Origin of the sequence: Klebsiella sp. BIGb0407 (genome assembly GCF_024807845.1) — a bacterium.
Classification (GTDB): Bacteria; Pseudomonadota; Gammaproteobacteria; order Enterobacterales; family Enterobacteriaceae; genus JGM124.
Genome location: NZ_JANUEQ010000008.1, coordinates 236,667 through 249,862, shown reverse-complemented (window position 1 = coordinate 249,862; position 13,196 = coordinate 236,667). Strand labels below are relative to the sequence as shown.

At 44.0% G+C, this 13,196-nt stretch carries 17 protein-coding genes; 14 read left to right on the top strand and 3 right to left on the bottom strand.

All coding sequences use genetic code 11. From position 1 onward, the window contains the following. Positions 1–42: 42 nt before the first annotated feature. The 10 genes from M2387_RS21175 to M2387_RS21130 all read left to right on the top strand — a co-directional run bounded on the left by M2387_RS21175 (position 43) and on the right by M2387_RS21130 (position 6,077). Complete coding sequence (locus M2387_RS21175; RefSeq protein WP_259052407.1) at positions 43–702, top strand: LexA family protein; 660 nt, start codon at positions 43–45, stop codon at positions 700–702. Positions 703–1,262: 560 nt separating this feature from the next. After that, the gene (locus M2387_RS21170; protein ID WP_259052405.1) at positions 1,263–1,784 is read left to right on the top strand and encodes an HD family hydrolase; all 522 of its coding nucleotides are present in this window, start codon (positions 1,263–1,265) and stop codon (positions 1,782–1,784) included. Between the two features lie 5 nt (positions 1,785–1,789). Continuing rightward, entirely contained in the window at positions 1,790–1,987 is a 198-nt protein-coding gene (locus tag M2387_RS21165) for a hypothetical protein (protein ID WP_259052403.1), read from the top strand. Further along, positions 1,984–2,694 (top strand): hypothetical protein, encoded by a 711-nt coding sequence (locus M2387_RS21160; protein WP_259052401.1) that lies wholly within the window; start codon positions 1,984–1,986, stop codon positions 2,692–2,694. The genes M2387_RS21165 and M2387_RS21160 overlap by 4 nt, the downstream gene beginning before the upstream one ends. Next, positions 2,687–3,322 carry a hypothetical protein gene (locus tag M2387_RS21155; RefSeq protein ID WP_259052398.1) on the top strand — a complete coding sequence of 212 codons (636 nt, stop codon included), beginning with the start codon at positions 2,687–2,689 and terminating at the stop codon, positions 3,320–3,322. Before M2387_RS21160 ends, M2387_RS21155 begins: the two co-directional genes overlap by 8 nt. Next, positions 3,315–3,779, top strand: a complete 465-nt coding sequence (locus M2387_RS21150; RefSeq protein ID WP_259052394.1) for a hypothetical protein — start codon at positions 3,315–3,317, stop codon at positions 3,777–3,779. The genes M2387_RS21155 and M2387_RS21150 overlap by 8 nt, the downstream gene beginning before the upstream one ends. 1 nt (position 3,780) lies before the next feature. After that, a complete protein-coding gene (locus M2387_RS21145; protein ID WP_259052391.1) occupies positions 3,781–4,284 on the top strand; it encodes a hypothetical protein in 504 nt (167 codons plus the stop codon). Continuing rightward, a complete protein-coding gene (locus M2387_RS21140; RefSeq protein ID WP_259052390.1) occupies positions 4,281–4,691 on the top strand; it encodes a hypothetical protein in 411 nt (136 codons plus the stop codon). Before M2387_RS21145 ends, M2387_RS21140 begins: the two co-directional genes overlap by 4 nt. 29 nt (positions 4,692–4,720) lie before the next feature. After that, the gene (locus M2387_RS21135) at positions 4,721–4,966 is read left to right on the top strand and encodes an excisionase (protein WP_259052389.1); all 246 of its coding nucleotides are present in this window, start codon (positions 4,721–4,723) and stop codon (positions 4,964–4,966) included. After that, positions 4,947–6,077 carry a site-specific integrase gene (locus M2387_RS21130; protein WP_259052388.1) on the top strand — a complete coding sequence of 377 codons (1,131 nt, stop codon included), beginning with the start codon at positions 4,947–4,949 and terminating at the stop codon, positions 6,075–6,077. The genes M2387_RS21135 and M2387_RS21130 overlap by 20 nt, the downstream gene beginning before the upstream one ends. On the opposite strand, the gene M2387_RS21125 is transcribed toward M2387_RS21130, so the two are convergent. The 3 genes from M2387_RS21125 to icd form a co-directional block, all read right to left on the bottom strand. Beyond that, entirely contained in the window at positions 6,070–6,930 is an 861-nt protein-coding gene (locus M2387_RS21125) for a DNA adenine methylase (RefSeq protein WP_409040161.1), read from the bottom strand. The genes M2387_RS21130 and M2387_RS21125 overlap by 8 nt on opposite strands. 74 nt (positions 6,931–7,004) lie before the next feature. Further along, complete coding sequence (locus M2387_RS21120; protein ID WP_259052387.1) at positions 7,005–8,711, bottom strand: ATP-binding protein; 1,707 nt, start codon at positions 8,709–8,711, stop codon at positions 7,005–7,007. Positions 8,712–8,875: 164 nt separating this feature from the next. Next, positions 8,876–10,126 (bottom strand): NADP-dependent isocitrate dehydrogenase, encoded by a 1,251-nt coding sequence (gene icd, locus M2387_RS21115; RefSeq protein WP_259052386.1) that lies wholly within the window; start codon positions 10,124–10,126, stop codon positions 8,876–8,878. Between the two features lie 146 nt (positions 10,127–10,272). Between icd and rluE the strand changes: the two genes are divergently transcribed. The 4 genes from rluE to hflD are packed head-to-tail and all read left to right on the top strand — an operon-like array spanning position 10,273 to position 13,188. After that, a complete protein-coding gene (gene rluE / locus M2387_RS21110) occupies positions 10,273–10,905 on the top strand; it encodes a 23S rRNA pseudouridine(2457) synthase RluE (RefSeq protein ID WP_259052385.1) in 633 nt (210 codons plus the stop codon). 9 nt (positions 10,906–10,914) lie between these two features. Continuing rightward, positions 10,915–11,376, top strand: a complete 462-nt coding sequence (locus M2387_RS21105; protein WP_259052383.1) for an NUDIX hydrolase — start codon at positions 10,915–10,917, stop codon at positions 11,374–11,376. Positions 11,377–11,427: 51 nt separating this feature from the next. Further along, positions 11,428–12,537: a tRNA 2-thiouridine(34) synthase MnmA gene (gene mnmA, locus M2387_RS21100; RefSeq protein ID WP_259052380.1), complete on the top strand. Its 1,110-nt coding sequence runs from the start codon at positions 11,428–11,430 to the stop codon at positions 12,535–12,537. A gap of 21 nt (positions 12,538–12,558) precedes the next feature. Beyond that, complete coding sequence (gene hflD / locus M2387_RS21095; RefSeq protein ID WP_259052378.1) at positions 12,559–13,188, top strand: high frequency lysogenization protein HflD; 630 nt, start codon at positions 12,559–12,561, stop codon at positions 13,186–13,188. Positions 13,189–13,196: the final 8 nt, after the last annotated feature.

Genomic DNA, 13,196 nt, shown 5'->3' with positions numbered 1-13,196 from the left:
TAGCAAACAACAGTTACATTGATATTAGGTAACATTGGTTACATGAAAACAGAAATGAAAGATCGCATCCGCTCACGCAGACTACAGCTCGATATAACCCAAGAAGCCCTAGCAAAACGGCTTGGGGTTAGTCGCGTATCTGTTACGAAATGGGAAAATGGAACAACTAAGCCTATTGGAGAGAACCTCTACCAACTGGCAGCTTCCTTATCAACTTCCGCTGACTGGTTGTTGTATGGGAAGAATGATGATGAGCCTGATGACACAAAGGTGATCCCATACATTAAGCCACCAAAATCCATTCCTATAATCTCAGCGGTACAAGCGGGAGCTTGGACAGAGGTGCCAATGTCAGAGAAGGTTTCAGATGCACTGTCTTGGATTCAAACTACTTCAGACGTTTCAGATCAGGCATTTGGTTTAGTTGTTCGTGGTGAATCGATGACTAACCCCACCGGGCTACCATCTATACCAGAAGGTTCTATTGTTATAGTCGAACCTAACTACGGGCAACTTGATAATCTATATGGGAAAATCGTAGTTGCGATGCTTGAGGGATCATCAGAGGCTACCGTAAAAAAATTAGTTTGGGATAGCCCTCAATGCTATCTAATGCCATTAAACCCTGCGTTTAACCCTATACCAATAAACGGTAACTGCAGGATTGTCGGAAGAGTTGTTCAAGTAACGCAAAACTTATAACTTTTCAAAGAGCCAGTTCAACAGCTGGCTTTTATTTTGCCACTCAATGTAACTTTTGGAACATTTAATCTTGACGAAAACCGTAACCAAAGGTACATTCAACTCATCAACAGCGAGCAGGCAGGAAGCCCACGAAGTAGCCGCCGGTGGCGTATGAATATCCGGATGACTCGCAAAGTTCCTTACCCTGTTCTGGTGGCATACCATCCCTTGCAATAGGTAGCCACCAGCTTTTTAACAGGACACAACCGCAGGCACCGTTCAGAACTCCCTTTCACTATGTGGTTGGCAGTTAAACGCAACTGGAAGGTGCCTGCTGTTGTGGTAATGCGACCAGCGTACGTGACGAGGCAAAACCTAAACCATGAAATGGAATGTGTGTGAATAGTCTAAACCGTCGCCAGTCGTAGCCGAGCTGGCAGGTGGAGGCACCACCACCACAATTTAAGAATTAAGTCTTCGATATTGGATCTTAAAAACAATCCGTAATGGATTGGTGGGTTTTTACACCCAAAATTCAGCACCAGTGCAGTGGTACTTATTATTTAGTGGAGAATTAAATGTCATTTATCAGAACATTCACCGGGCAGCATGTTGATTATTTAAATCTAAAGCTGGAGCAGATTAATATCGAAGATATTGCTGTGTCCCTATCAAATATCTGTCGCTTTGGTGGTCATTTGCCTGAGTTTTATAGCGTAGCGCAGCACTCAGTTCATTGCAGCCTGATCGTTCCTGCTGATTTTGCGTTAGAAGCCCTGCTGCATGACGGCGTAGAAGCGTACTGCCAGGACATTCCATCACCCTTGAAACAACTATTACCAGACTATCAGGCAATGGAAAGCAAGGTGGATGCTGTCGTCCGTAAAAAATTCAATCTCCCTGAGAAAATGAGTAAACGAGTTAAGTACGCCGACCTAATCATGCTGGCAACAGAGCGACGTGATCTGGATATAGATGACGGTTCTATCTGGCCCATTCTCGAAGGAATACTGCCCTACGATGGCTTTGCTATCCATCCACTTAAGCCTGGGCAGGCATATGGATTTTTCATGAACCGCTTCAATGAGTTGATGGGGTGAAAATAATGGCACACATGAAAATTACTGATCTGGTAATGGCTGGTCATGAAGAGGCCAAGAACCTGCCACCAGCAGCTGCAACGTTAATGAAAAATTTAGCTGCTCGCTTGGATGTTGTGTTTGTCGCATTGGGTGAGTCACTGGATAAGAACTCCGCACTTGAGGCCGAAAATCTTATTTTTCGTAAGGAGTCAGGCCAATGAAACGTCGTCAATTTAATACAGATACCCGCTTTCTTTTGGACACAGCAAACCATCGCCTGGAAATAATCCGTGATGATGGCCTTTACCGCCACCTTCGCATGAAGGAACCCGACACCAGTTGCTATTACTACGATGTAGTCACTTGGCCCGGTTATCTGACTGTGACTGGCGATATGGGTACTTGGACGTTTTCTCGCATTGCCGACATGTTTAGATTTTTTGGTGGCTGGGAAGGTGGAATTAATACCTGCTACTGGTCTGAAAAGCTGGAGGCTGGCGCGGGTTGCTCTGCCCGCAATCTATTAGCGCAGGATTACGATCATGATGCCTTTTGCAAAAGCCTCAAAGAATCGTTAAGCGAATATCTTGAAGACTCTGAGGGGGATGAATCAGAGGATGACGATTGGGACGATGACGACGACACGCCAGACAGTGATAAGGCCATAGTTCGTGAAATAGTCCGTGATTTGTGTCGTGCAGAGTTCAGCAATGACTGGGAAGCCTATCAGGCGGTTTATAACGCTGATTGGCCTGAAAGATTTAGCGCTTGGGACCTTTGCGACGGCCTGACATTCAAAACCTATACCAGCCATTTCCGTTGGATTTTGTTCGCTATCACATGGGCTATCAGTAAGTACCACAATACCAAACTTGTTGATCGCTCAATGAGCACTTTCCTCGCATTCAAGGCGGTTACCAATGAGTAATAACACCGAAGCAAAAACAATCATGATGGATTCTCCAGCGGCGGCTAGCATTCAGACAGTCACAGGCTGGGTAGACCGTGACGGCCGTTTCTGGGGCAATGATGAATACCAGGCTCGTTGGTGCGGGGCTACTCATCGTAAATGCAAAGAACATCCTGACGATCACCCTATCCACGAAATTAGAAGCTATTGCGAGATATGTCACAAACTAAAAAGAGAGGCGCACTTTGCAACGCTTGAACGTGTTGTGTGGGGCGGTGAGCCTTTGGTTATTTTTGATGATGACACCTACTTCTTTGATATGGAATCGCTGGCTGATTACTGCCTTGATAACTCAGTTCTGCCCAGTGAGTTGCAGTTAGTTATTTGCAGTCCGAATTACCCAGCAGAGTTCGATATTGAGCAACATTGCGAAAATGAATTTCCAGAAGATGGCGATATCAGCCTTTTGTCAAAAGATATTCAGGGGGCTGTAGCGGCTCTTAACAAAGCAATTAAGGCCAGCCCACCAATATCATGGAGCGGTTCTGATCAAGTAGCCATTGTGTCTGATGACATTCTTGATGATGAACAAAAGGCTGAAATTTTGGTTAACCGCGCTAACAAACTGGAGGCCAGCAGTGACTAAACAACTCGAAGGGCTGATTAGCAGCGAAATAGCTGACTTCTTTGCTGGAGTCGTTGACATCCACACAGAGCTATTTGGCCCGAACACTATTGAAGAGACTCAGCAAAAACTTACTGAGCGTGTAACCAGAATAGCAACAGAGCGCGAGGCAAAACTGATAGCGGCACTGGAGCAGTCGCAGAAGCAGAACGCAGATTTAAAACGAGATGAGCTGCTGTCTGATGAACTTGCGGCAGCAGCCGCTAAAGAGCTTCGTCGGGTAGAGAACCTTTACACAGAGTCACAGAAGCGTGTAGCTGAGCTTGAGGCTGTTCCGGTTGTTATTGCATGGATTTATGAGGACGAATTACCTGATAACTACCCATATGATGCAATGTTTCCACATTCAAAAGTAGACGTTGTGCGAATGTTTCCAGTATTCGCTCCAACTGGCGGTATTGCTAATGGAGGTGAGTAGGATGTCCATGACTCACGATGCAATTTGCCTTCGCGCAGCTCGCTTTCTACAGTCAAATGGCTTTGGTGTGGCATTTCACGACCGCTTCCGCGCCTACTCTGGTACTGGGGAGTTGCCGGATGCTATCGGTTTCCGTAATGGCACTTCTTGTCTTATCGAAGTTAAGTGCTCTCGCAGCGACTTCCTGGCTGATAAGAAAAAACATTTCCGTATCGACCCTGCTGTCGGTATGGGTGACTGGCGATTCTTTATGTGTGAGCCGGGAATAGTCAGCGTGGAAGATTTGCCTAACGGGTGGGGTTTACTTCATGTCAAAGGCAACCGGGTTATGCGTATCCACGGCTGGCCTCCGAATACCGCCTGGTATAACAAGAAGCCATTTACAGGAAACAAACAGGCTGAGTGCGATTTCATGTACAGCGCACTTCGTCGGATGGTTGTTCGTGGGCATTTCAATGAAATTTACGACGGTATACCAGCATCCCAACAGCAGGAGGCTATATGAATAACCTGAGCAATAAGCGCCTGGCTGAACTTGCTAACAAAGGCATGATTTGCATCTGCCAGGATGAAGAATACCAGTCAATGGCTCGCGAGCTACTGGCGCGAAGAGAGGCTGCGGAGAAGCCGATCGCATGGACTGATGAGCAAGAGTTACGCGATGTTGAACGTGACGGCTGTGGCTATCTATTTACCGTCAATCCTATAACTCCACATGCAGACATGAGGCGGGTAATTCCACTTTTCACCGTCCCGCCACTGACTGATGGCGCTGATTATAAATCTTTGGTAATGGAGATTGCTGAAATAGCTCACGGCAGTAGGACTGATATAAACCTGCTACTAGTGACCATTAGAAGCCTGCAACAGCGTTGCGCTTCAATAAAACCACCAGCAACAGAAACCAAATAACCGGGTGCAGCCGGTGTGGAGAGCTTGCCATGATTCAACTATTAACACTTGAGGAGTGGGCTGCTGATAAATATCGCAGCAATCCACCAGCAATAAATACCCTTCGCCAGTATGCGAAGAGTAATCTATTTTCCCCGCCAGCCACGAAGCAAGGCAGATCGTGGCGAGTACGGGAAGATGCAGAAATTGTTGGTGATCTGGCCAAGCCAGAAACCAAAAAGTCAGACCCTCCCAAACTTTTAAGGATCTTGGCAGATGGCTGCTCGACCACGTAAAAATAACGTCAGTGTTCCTAATTTATATCCAATGTTCAGCCGGAAGGCTAATAAGGTTTACTGGCGCTACAAGCACCCAATAACCGGAAAATTCCACTCGTTGGGTGATAATGAAAAAGAAGCTATAGCAATTGCCATAGAGGCAAATACACGATTAGCAGAACAGAGAACGCGCCAGATCATTGCTATCAGCGATAAAATTGCCACCTGCAAAGGTAAAGCAATAACCACAACCACTTGGCTTGATCGCTATTGGGTTATTCAGGAAGAGCGATTAGCCAATGACGATATAAAACTGAATACGTTTAAACAGAAAGCAAAACCAGTAGCCCTTTTACGCGAACGTGTTGGCATGAAACCCATTCCGCTGGTTGATGTGAGAGATATAGCTCAGATCCTTGATAGTTATATTGCAGACGGACAACCCCGGATGGCTCAGGTTATTCGCTCGGTGTTAATTGATGTGTTTAAAGAAGCCCAGCATTACGGTGAGGTTCCTCCTGGATATAACCCCGCCCAGGCAACTAAACAACCACGGCGAAAAATCACACGCCAGCGGTTAAGCCTGGAAGAATGGCAGAGTATTTTTGATATTGCGGATTCAAATCATCAGTACATGGGCAATGCGATGTTATTAGCGATCGTAACAGGCCAAAGGCTTGGTGATATTTCCAATATGAAATTTAGCGATATATGGGATGATCACCTGCATATCATTCAGGAAAAGACGGGAAGTAAACTCGCTATTCCGCTTTCTCTCAGACTAAACGCAATTAATTGGAGTTTAAGAGAAGTTGTATCTCGCTGTCGCGATTATGCTGTCAGCCCTTTCCTTGTTCACTATTTCCGGGCAACATCACAAGCAGAGCGAGGTGCTCAGGTCAGCGGCAATACACTGACAACAAACTTCACCAAAGCCAGAAATAAAACAGAGATAAATTGGGGTGATGGAACGCCAGCTACATTTCATGAGCAACGATCTTTAGCGGAGAGACTTTATAAAGAACAAGGAATCGATACGCGAAAATTGCTTGGACATAAATCGCAAAAACAGACCGATAGATACAACGATGATCGGGGAAAAGATTGGAGTATAATAAAAACTACTTGACCTTGGTAGGATCAGATACTTCAGGAATATTCATTCTTTTACAAAAAAAGATAACCTCTGCGCCTTGATAACGTGATTGAGCACTATAGTTAATACCATACTCTACTTTTCTAAGCCCATAATACATCTGATTTATCTCAGGTGTATTATCATAGGAAACTATCCAGTATTGCTCATTATTAGTAATGATTTTTTTTGCAATATCAACATGATCATCATGTCTATAATGATTTTGGTATAACCCCTTACCTTTGACATAATATGGAGGATCAAGATATATCAATGTATTCTTCGGAAAAGTTGATACTGTAGAACTTAAGAATTCTTTCGCATCCTGATTGTATAGATGAATGTTTTTCTTACGCTCTGATATTTTATTGATTCGACTAATCAAATCACCTTTATTAAATCGAGCATCTAACTTCCACTTGCCTAATTGTTCCTTTCCTCCAATAACACCTCCAAGTAAAATACCAGAACGATTTGTTCGATTTAAAAAGAAGGTTGCAAACCCAATTTCAATAGAAGAATGTTGATCTTGATTATTTATAATTTCTTTATTTTTGTACCACTCATCCATATTAACAGATGTGTTTTCTATTAAATAACACAAATGTTCAGTATCATCTAAAACTGATTTCCAAAAGCAATAAATGGCATTATTTAAGTCATTCAAATGGATGTTTGATGCTTTATTAGACAACAAAAGGTTTATAGCTACCCCAGCCCCTCCAGCATAAGGTTCTACATACTCACATCCGTCTAACCCATTAATATCTATAAGTTTAACTAGATAATTGGTTAGTTTACCTTTACCGCCGGGATAGCGAAGAGGGGTGCTAAATCTCATCATTTTTTACTCAACATTTAACATCACTGTATATAATACCACGTAAATAGATTCCTGAGTACAGCAAAATCAGAACCTCATTTTGAAAGCATACTTTTGAGCTTATCACACTCTACTCCTAATTCTGCTCCTATTACAAATCGCAACGATTCGACTAATGAGGTATTGAATTTATCAACCAACAACGGGTTGTCATTGGCCCATCGTCTGTAAGGATTAAAATTCACACCACCATTGCTGACTAAATACTGAAATGATTGTTCTTCAGTAAACTTCTTAAATAAAACACGTAATGTTATTCCTTTAAGTTTTGATTTATCCATGTTATTTATTTTCACTGTTAAATCAATTTTATTTTCCGTCAATCCTAAAGCGTCAATAATACTAATTGTTTTTTCAAAAAAATATGATTTTGTATATTTTATTTCATTTTTCCAAAAATCATCAGACGAATCAAGATTATATAAAAACTCAAATATTAATTGATCTGGAGGTAGATTCGTAGGTAACTTAATGACATTTTCATATTTTGTTTTTTTAACATCACCATCCAAGACTATTATTGCTGATTGATAAAACCCAGGTACTTTTTTAGATAAAAGCTGAAGATAATTTTCACATCCAAGAGTAATATCCTTGTACGGATTAAGCAACCTATTCAAATCTCGACGTGTAACCAAAGCAGAATAGAAATCAAAGTTTTCCTTATCTTCAAAGAAAACATTTGTTTTTTTAATTTTCTCCTTGTCATTCAACTGAATAGTTTCATTAAACAAATCTAATTTTATATCAGCCCAACTATAACCCTCCTTAGCCTCTAGAGCACCATAAGTATTTGTTAGGTATATTAATTTATATTTCTCAGCATCATTCTTGCTTAAATTTGCAATGTTATTTATTAGCTCAGGTGAATGGGTGGTGAAAATTATCTGAATATTTAATTCCCTAGATAATGAGCACATTTTTTCTAAGAGACGTCTCTGAGCCGCAGGAAACAGTCCGGCATCAAGTTCGTCAATTAGCAACATACCACCATGATAATCTGGATATTCATCCTTAAGTTTTCTAAAGGAAAATATTGCTTGTAGTATTTGCCCTAAATTATCTTCGCCTACGGAAACAGATTGGTGATCATACTTTTCACCACTAACGACCATAGAATTAATTGTGCCTGCAGTTTTGGTAAGAGTATTAGAATCCCTAACCCCTAATATATATGAACTTAAAGAAATAAATTCATTTTTATTTTCCATCATATAACTATCTATGCTGGACACATCATATTTTTGCCTATCTGGAACTGGCGTAAGACGTTTCATACTTAAATAAATAACTGGATGAGTTACTTTACGGCTATCACTTGCACCATTGGTCGTCGTATTATTTCGAACAGTGGCTCGTGGAGATGAGTGATTACTTCGTAGGTATAATCCAAGTTTTAGTTTATCCAATACCTTATCTTCAGCACCATCATAAATAGAAACATCGACACTCATTGAGCTAGGAGTATCGTGAGTGATTGAAAGTCTGAAGTGTTCGCTAAACTGAGACACAAATGGCCTTCCAGCTAATGACTTGTATTCTTTCAAATTTACTGTAGGTTTTTTTGTATAGTCTGTTTCAAAATTAAACATCTGAGCTGCGATACCAAGAATTGTAGACTTTGACGTTCCATTTTTCCCACAAATGGCAGTTATTCGCTCGCCAAAATTTATAATGCAATTATTCAAACCACGAAAATTGATAATTTTAATCTGTTTTATTTTAGTAATGTGATTGGACATCTATCCCTCGCCCTTAATCATCAAATTCTAATAGTAATGAAAAATGCTACTACGGAAAAAAAGTTTTGCTAACTTATTTTGCAAACTTTTTGCTAACCGTACGCAGACTGGTAAAAAAAACGGGAACCATCAGGCTCCCGCTTATTTTTCAACCGAAAACGGAATTACATGTTTTCGATGATTGCGTCACCAAACTCGCTACATTTCAGCAGTTTAGCGCCATCCATCAGGCGTTCGAAATCATAAGTCACGGTTTTCGCGTTGATTGCGCCGCTGGTCCCTTTAACGATAAGGTCAGCTGCTTCGAACCAGCCCATGTGACGGAGCATCATTTCAGCAGACAGGATGATTGAACCTGGGTTCACTTTATCCTGGCCTGCATATTTTGGTGCGGTGCCGTGGGTTGCTTCAAACAGTGCGCATTCGTCACCGATGTTGGCGCCTGGGGCGATACCGATACCACCAACCTGAGCGGCCAGTGCATCAGAAATGTAGTCACCATTCAGGTTCATACAAGCGATAACGTCATATTCAGCCGGGCGCAGCAGGATCTGTTGCAGGAAGGCGTCAGCGATAACGTCTTTAACGATAATTTCTTTACCGGTATTTGGATTTTTGATTTTAACCCAAGGACCGCCATCGATCAGTTCGCCGCCGAATTCTTCACGTGCCAGCTGGTAACCCCAGTCTTTAAAGGCACCTTCGGTGAACTTCATGATGTTGCCTTTGTGTACCAGAGTCAGTGAGTCGCGATCGTTGGTGATTGCGTATTCAATGGCAGCACGTACCAGGCGTTTGGTACCTTCTTCTGAACATGGCTTGATGCCGATACCACAATGTTCAGGGAAGCGGATTTTGGTCACGTTCATTTCGTCACGCAGGAACTTAATCACTTTCTGCGCTTCAGCACTGTCGGCTTTCCACTCGATACCCGCATAGATATCTTCTGAGTTTTCACGGAAGATAACCATATTGGTCAGTTCCGGGTGTTTAACCGGGCTTGGGGTGCCGTCATAGTAACGCACCGGACGCAGACAAACGTACAGGTCAAGCTGCTGACGCAGAGCAACGTTCAGAGAACGAATACCACCACCGACTGGCGTCGTCAGAGGTCCTTTAATAGCAACACGGTAATCACGAATCAAGTCGAGCGTTTCTTGTGGCAACCAGACATCTTCCCCATAAACCTGGGTAGATTTTTCGCCGGTATAGATTTCCATCCAGGAAATTTTCCGCTCGCCTTTGTAGGCTTTTTCAACGGCGGCATCAACGACTTTGATCATCGCTGGGGTGACATCCACACCAATACCATCACCTTCAATAAAAGGAATGATTGGGTTATTAGGGATAGTGAGTTTGCCATCTTGCAGGGTGATCTTTGTACCTTCCGTCGGAACGACTACTTTGCTTTCCATTCACCTCTCCTTCGAGCGCTTCTGGTGGTTACTGATTTATGTTAATCATTTGTAATGTGCGGGCACATACTACTGCAATATCGCTCTCGCGCCAATCGCTTCTCATTTCAGCTATAATGCGCTAATACACACCAGCTGAAAATACTATGAACAAAACTTATCAAAGAAATCACCAAACTAAACGATTCAGCTCCAGCAAATCGACGAAAGTTAATCATGACAAGGGGCCCAAGCGGGTCGTTATTTTTAATAAACCTTACGATGTATTGACGCAATTTACTGATGAAAAAGGGCGTTTAACCCTTAAAGATTATATTTCCGTGCCTGGAATCTATGCCGCTGGGCGTCTTGACAGAGACAGTGAAGGCCTATTAGTCCTGACCAATGACGGTGAATTACAGGCAAAACTAACTGCGCCTGGTAAACGAACCGGTAAAATTTATCTGGTTCAGGTGGAGGGGGTACCCGATAACGCGGCACTCGAAGCATTACGTGCCGGAGTGGAGCTCAAGGATGGCTTGACCCTGCCTGCCGGAGTCAGGATGATTGATGAGCCGAGCTGGTTATGGCCACGTAATCCCCCCATCAGGGAACGTAAATCGATTCCAACCAGTTGGCTGGAAATCACCCTGTATGAAGGACGTAATCGTCAGGTGCGTCGAATGACCGCCCATGTCGGGTTGCCGACACTACGTTTGATTCGTTATGCCATGGGGCCTTTTACGCTCGACGGACTGGCCCCAGGTCAATGGCTGGATGTTTCCCCCACCCTCTTATAAGGAGTCGTCATGTTTAAACCTCATGTTACTGTCGCTTGTGTTGTTCAGGCAGAAGGTAAGTTTTTAGTGGTTGAAGAGACTATTAAAGGTAAAGCCCTGTGGAACCAGCCAGCCGGGCACCTGGAAGCAGACGAGACCCTAATCCAGGCAGCGAGTCGTGAATTATGGGAAGAAACGGGTATTAAGGCAAAACCCCAGGCATTTCTTGGACTCCATCAATGGATTGCTCCCGATAAAACCCCTTTTTTACGGTTTTTGTTTGTGATTAATTTAGAAAAGATTGTACCAACTCAGCCGCATGACAGTGATATTGACTGTTGTCACTGGGTTAGCGCACAACAGATCCTCGAAGCAACAAATTTACGCTCATTACTGGTCGCTGAAAGTATCCGCTGCTATCAAAAAAACGTTCAATATCCACTTTCCGTGCTTTCTGCCTTTAACTGGCCGTTTACAGAGGGTGCCATGTAAAAGAGTGCGTGGTAGAATACGCCGCTTGAAATTCAATGTTGTGGGTATCCTATGTCTGATAACAGCCAGAAAAAAGTCATTGTCGGTATGTCCGGCGGTGTTGACTCTTCAGTTTCCGCTTATTTGCTCCAGCAACAGGGCTATCAAGTGGAAGGCCTGTTTATGAAAAACTGGGAAGAAGATGATGGTGAAGACTACTGTACCGCAGCCGCAGACTTAGCTGATGCACAGGCAGTATGCGATAAACTCGGCATTGAGCTACACACCGTTAATTTTGCCGCGGAGTACTGGGATAATGTCTTTGAGCATTTTCTTCAGGAATATAAGGCAGGACGCACCCCCAATCCTGATATCTTGTGTAATAAAGAGATAAAGTTTAAAGCCTTTCTCGAATTTGCCGCCGAAGATTTAGGTGCCGATTACATTGCAACCGGTCACTATGTGCGCCGTGCCGATGTTGACGGTAAAAGTCAGTTATTACGTGGTCTGGACGGTAATAAAGATCAAAGTTACTTTCTGTATACCTTAGGTTCTGACCAAATCGCGCAAAGCCTGTTCCCGGTAGGTGAGCTGGAAAAACCTGAAGTGCGTCGTATTGCCGAGCAGCTGGACTTAATCACCGCGAAGAAAAAAGACTCAACCGGGATCTGCTTTATTGGTGAGCGTAAATTCCGCGAGTTCCTCGGCCGTTATCTGCCTGCCCAACCGGGTAAAATAGTGACTGTCGATGGCGAAACCATCGGTGAACACCAGGGGCTGATGTATCATACTCTGGGTCAGCGCAAAGGACTGGGGATCGGCGGAACGAAAGAAGGTTCTGAAGACCCATGGTACGTCGTTGATAAAGATGTTGAGCAGAATCTGCTGGTGGTGGCTCAAGGTCATGAACATCCGCGTTTGATGTCGACAGGCTTAATTGCCGGCCAGCTTGACTGGGTCAATCGCGAACCCCTGAGCGATACTTTACGTTGTACCGTAAAAACACGTTATCGCCAGACTGATATTCCCTGTACCCTGACCCCACTTGATGACGGGCGTGTTGAGGTACGTTTTGACGAGCCGGTTTCTGCCGTCACACCTGGCCAGTCAGCGGTCTTTTATGCCGCTGATATCTGTTTAGGTGGCGGCATTATCGAACAGCGCTTGCCGCTCGTTATTTAACTACACAAGGACAAGGGCCGCGTGGCTAAAAACTACTACGATATTACACTCGCCCTGGCGGGTATCTGTCAGTCTGCCCATCTGGTGCAGCAGCTGGCACACCAGGGTCAGGCTGATAATGATGCGTTACGCGTATCACTGAATAGCGTGGTTGACTTAAACCCAGGTTCCACCCTGACTGTTTTTGGCGGCAAAGAAGAGAACCTCAAGCTGGGTCTTGAGACCCTGCTTGGCGTACTCAACGCCAGTAGTCGTCAGGGACTGAATGGTGAGCTGACCCGCTATACCCTGAGCCTGATGGTGCTGGAGCGAAAACTCCATGCCAGCAAAGGTGCCATGGACAAACTGGGCAGCAGTATTCAGGGCTTACAACGTCAGCTTGAGCATTTTGACTTAGAGTCCGATCCGTTGCTCAATGCCATGGCCGGGATTTATGTAGATGTTATCAGCCCGCTTGGCCCGCGTATTCAAGTGACGGGAGCCCCCAGCGTGCTGCAAAATTCTCAGATTCAAAGTAAAGTACGCGCCACCCTGCTCGCTGGTATTCGTGCTGCCGTACTCTGGCATCAAGTCGGTGGTGGTCGCTTGCAATTGATGTTTTCTCGTGGTCGCCTGTCTGCACAGGCCAAACAAATTCTTGCTAATTGTTAATCCCTCAG

What these genes read in the sequence shown, in the direction of transcription:
- M2387_RS21130 (WP_259052388.1), top strand. Translation starts at nt 4,947, where the DNA reads ATGGCTGCTCGACCACGTAAAAATAACGTCAGTGTTCCTAATTTATAT.
- M2387_RS21125 (WP_409040161.1), bottom strand. Translation starts at nt 6,930, where the DNA reads ATGATGAGATTTAGCACCCCTCTTCGCTATCCCGGCGGTAAAGGTAAA.
- M2387_RS21165 (WP_259052403.1), top strand. Translation starts at nt 1,790, where the DNA reads ATGGCACACATGAAAATTACTGATCTGGTAATGGCTGGTCATGAAGAG.
- M2387_RS21170 (WP_259052405.1), top strand. Translation starts at nt 1,263, where the DNA reads ATGTCATTTATCAGAACATTCACCGGGCAGCATGTTGATTATTTAAAT.
- M2387_RS21145 (WP_259052391.1), top strand. Translation starts at nt 3,781, where the DNA reads ATGTCCATGACTCACGATGCAATTTGCCTTCGCGCAGCTCGCTTTCTA.
- rluE (WP_259052385.1), top strand. Translation starts at nt 10,273, where the DNA reads ATGAACAAAACTTATCAAAGAAATCACCAAACTAAACGATTCAGCTCC.
- M2387_RS21120 (WP_259052387.1), bottom strand. Translation starts at nt 8,711, where the DNA reads ATGTCCAATCACATTACTAAAATAAAACAGATTAAAATTATCAATTTT.
- M2387_RS21155 (WP_259052398.1), top strand. Translation starts at nt 2,687, where the DNA reads ATGAGTAATAACACCGAAGCAAAAACAATCATGATGGATTCTCCAGCG.
- M2387_RS21160 (WP_259052401.1), top strand. Translation starts at nt 1,984, where the DNA reads ATGAAACGTCGTCAATTTAATACAGATACCCGCTTTCTTTTGGACACA.
- M2387_RS21175 (WP_259052407.1), top strand. Translation starts at nt 43, where the DNA reads ATGAAAACAGAAATGAAAGATCGCATCCGCTCACGCAGACTACAGCTC.
- M2387_RS21135 (WP_259052389.1), top strand. Translation starts at nt 4,721, where the DNA reads ATGATTCAACTATTAACACTTGAGGAGTGGGCTGCTGATAAATATCGC.
- M2387_RS21140 (WP_259052390.1), top strand. Translation starts at nt 4,281, where the DNA reads ATGAATAACCTGAGCAATAAGCGCCTGGCTGAACTTGCTAACAAAGGC.
- M2387_RS21105 (WP_259052383.1), top strand. Translation starts at nt 10,915, where the DNA reads ATGTTTAAACCTCATGTTACTGTCGCTTGTGTTGTTCAGGCAGAAGGT.
- icd (WP_259052386.1), bottom strand. Translation starts at nt 10,126, where the DNA reads ATGGAAAGCAAAGTAGTCGTTCCGACGGAAGGTACAAAGATCACCCTG.
- mnmA (WP_259052380.1), top strand. Translation starts at nt 11,428, where the DNA reads ATGTCTGATAACAGCCAGAAAAAAGTCATTGTCGGTATGTCCGGCGGT.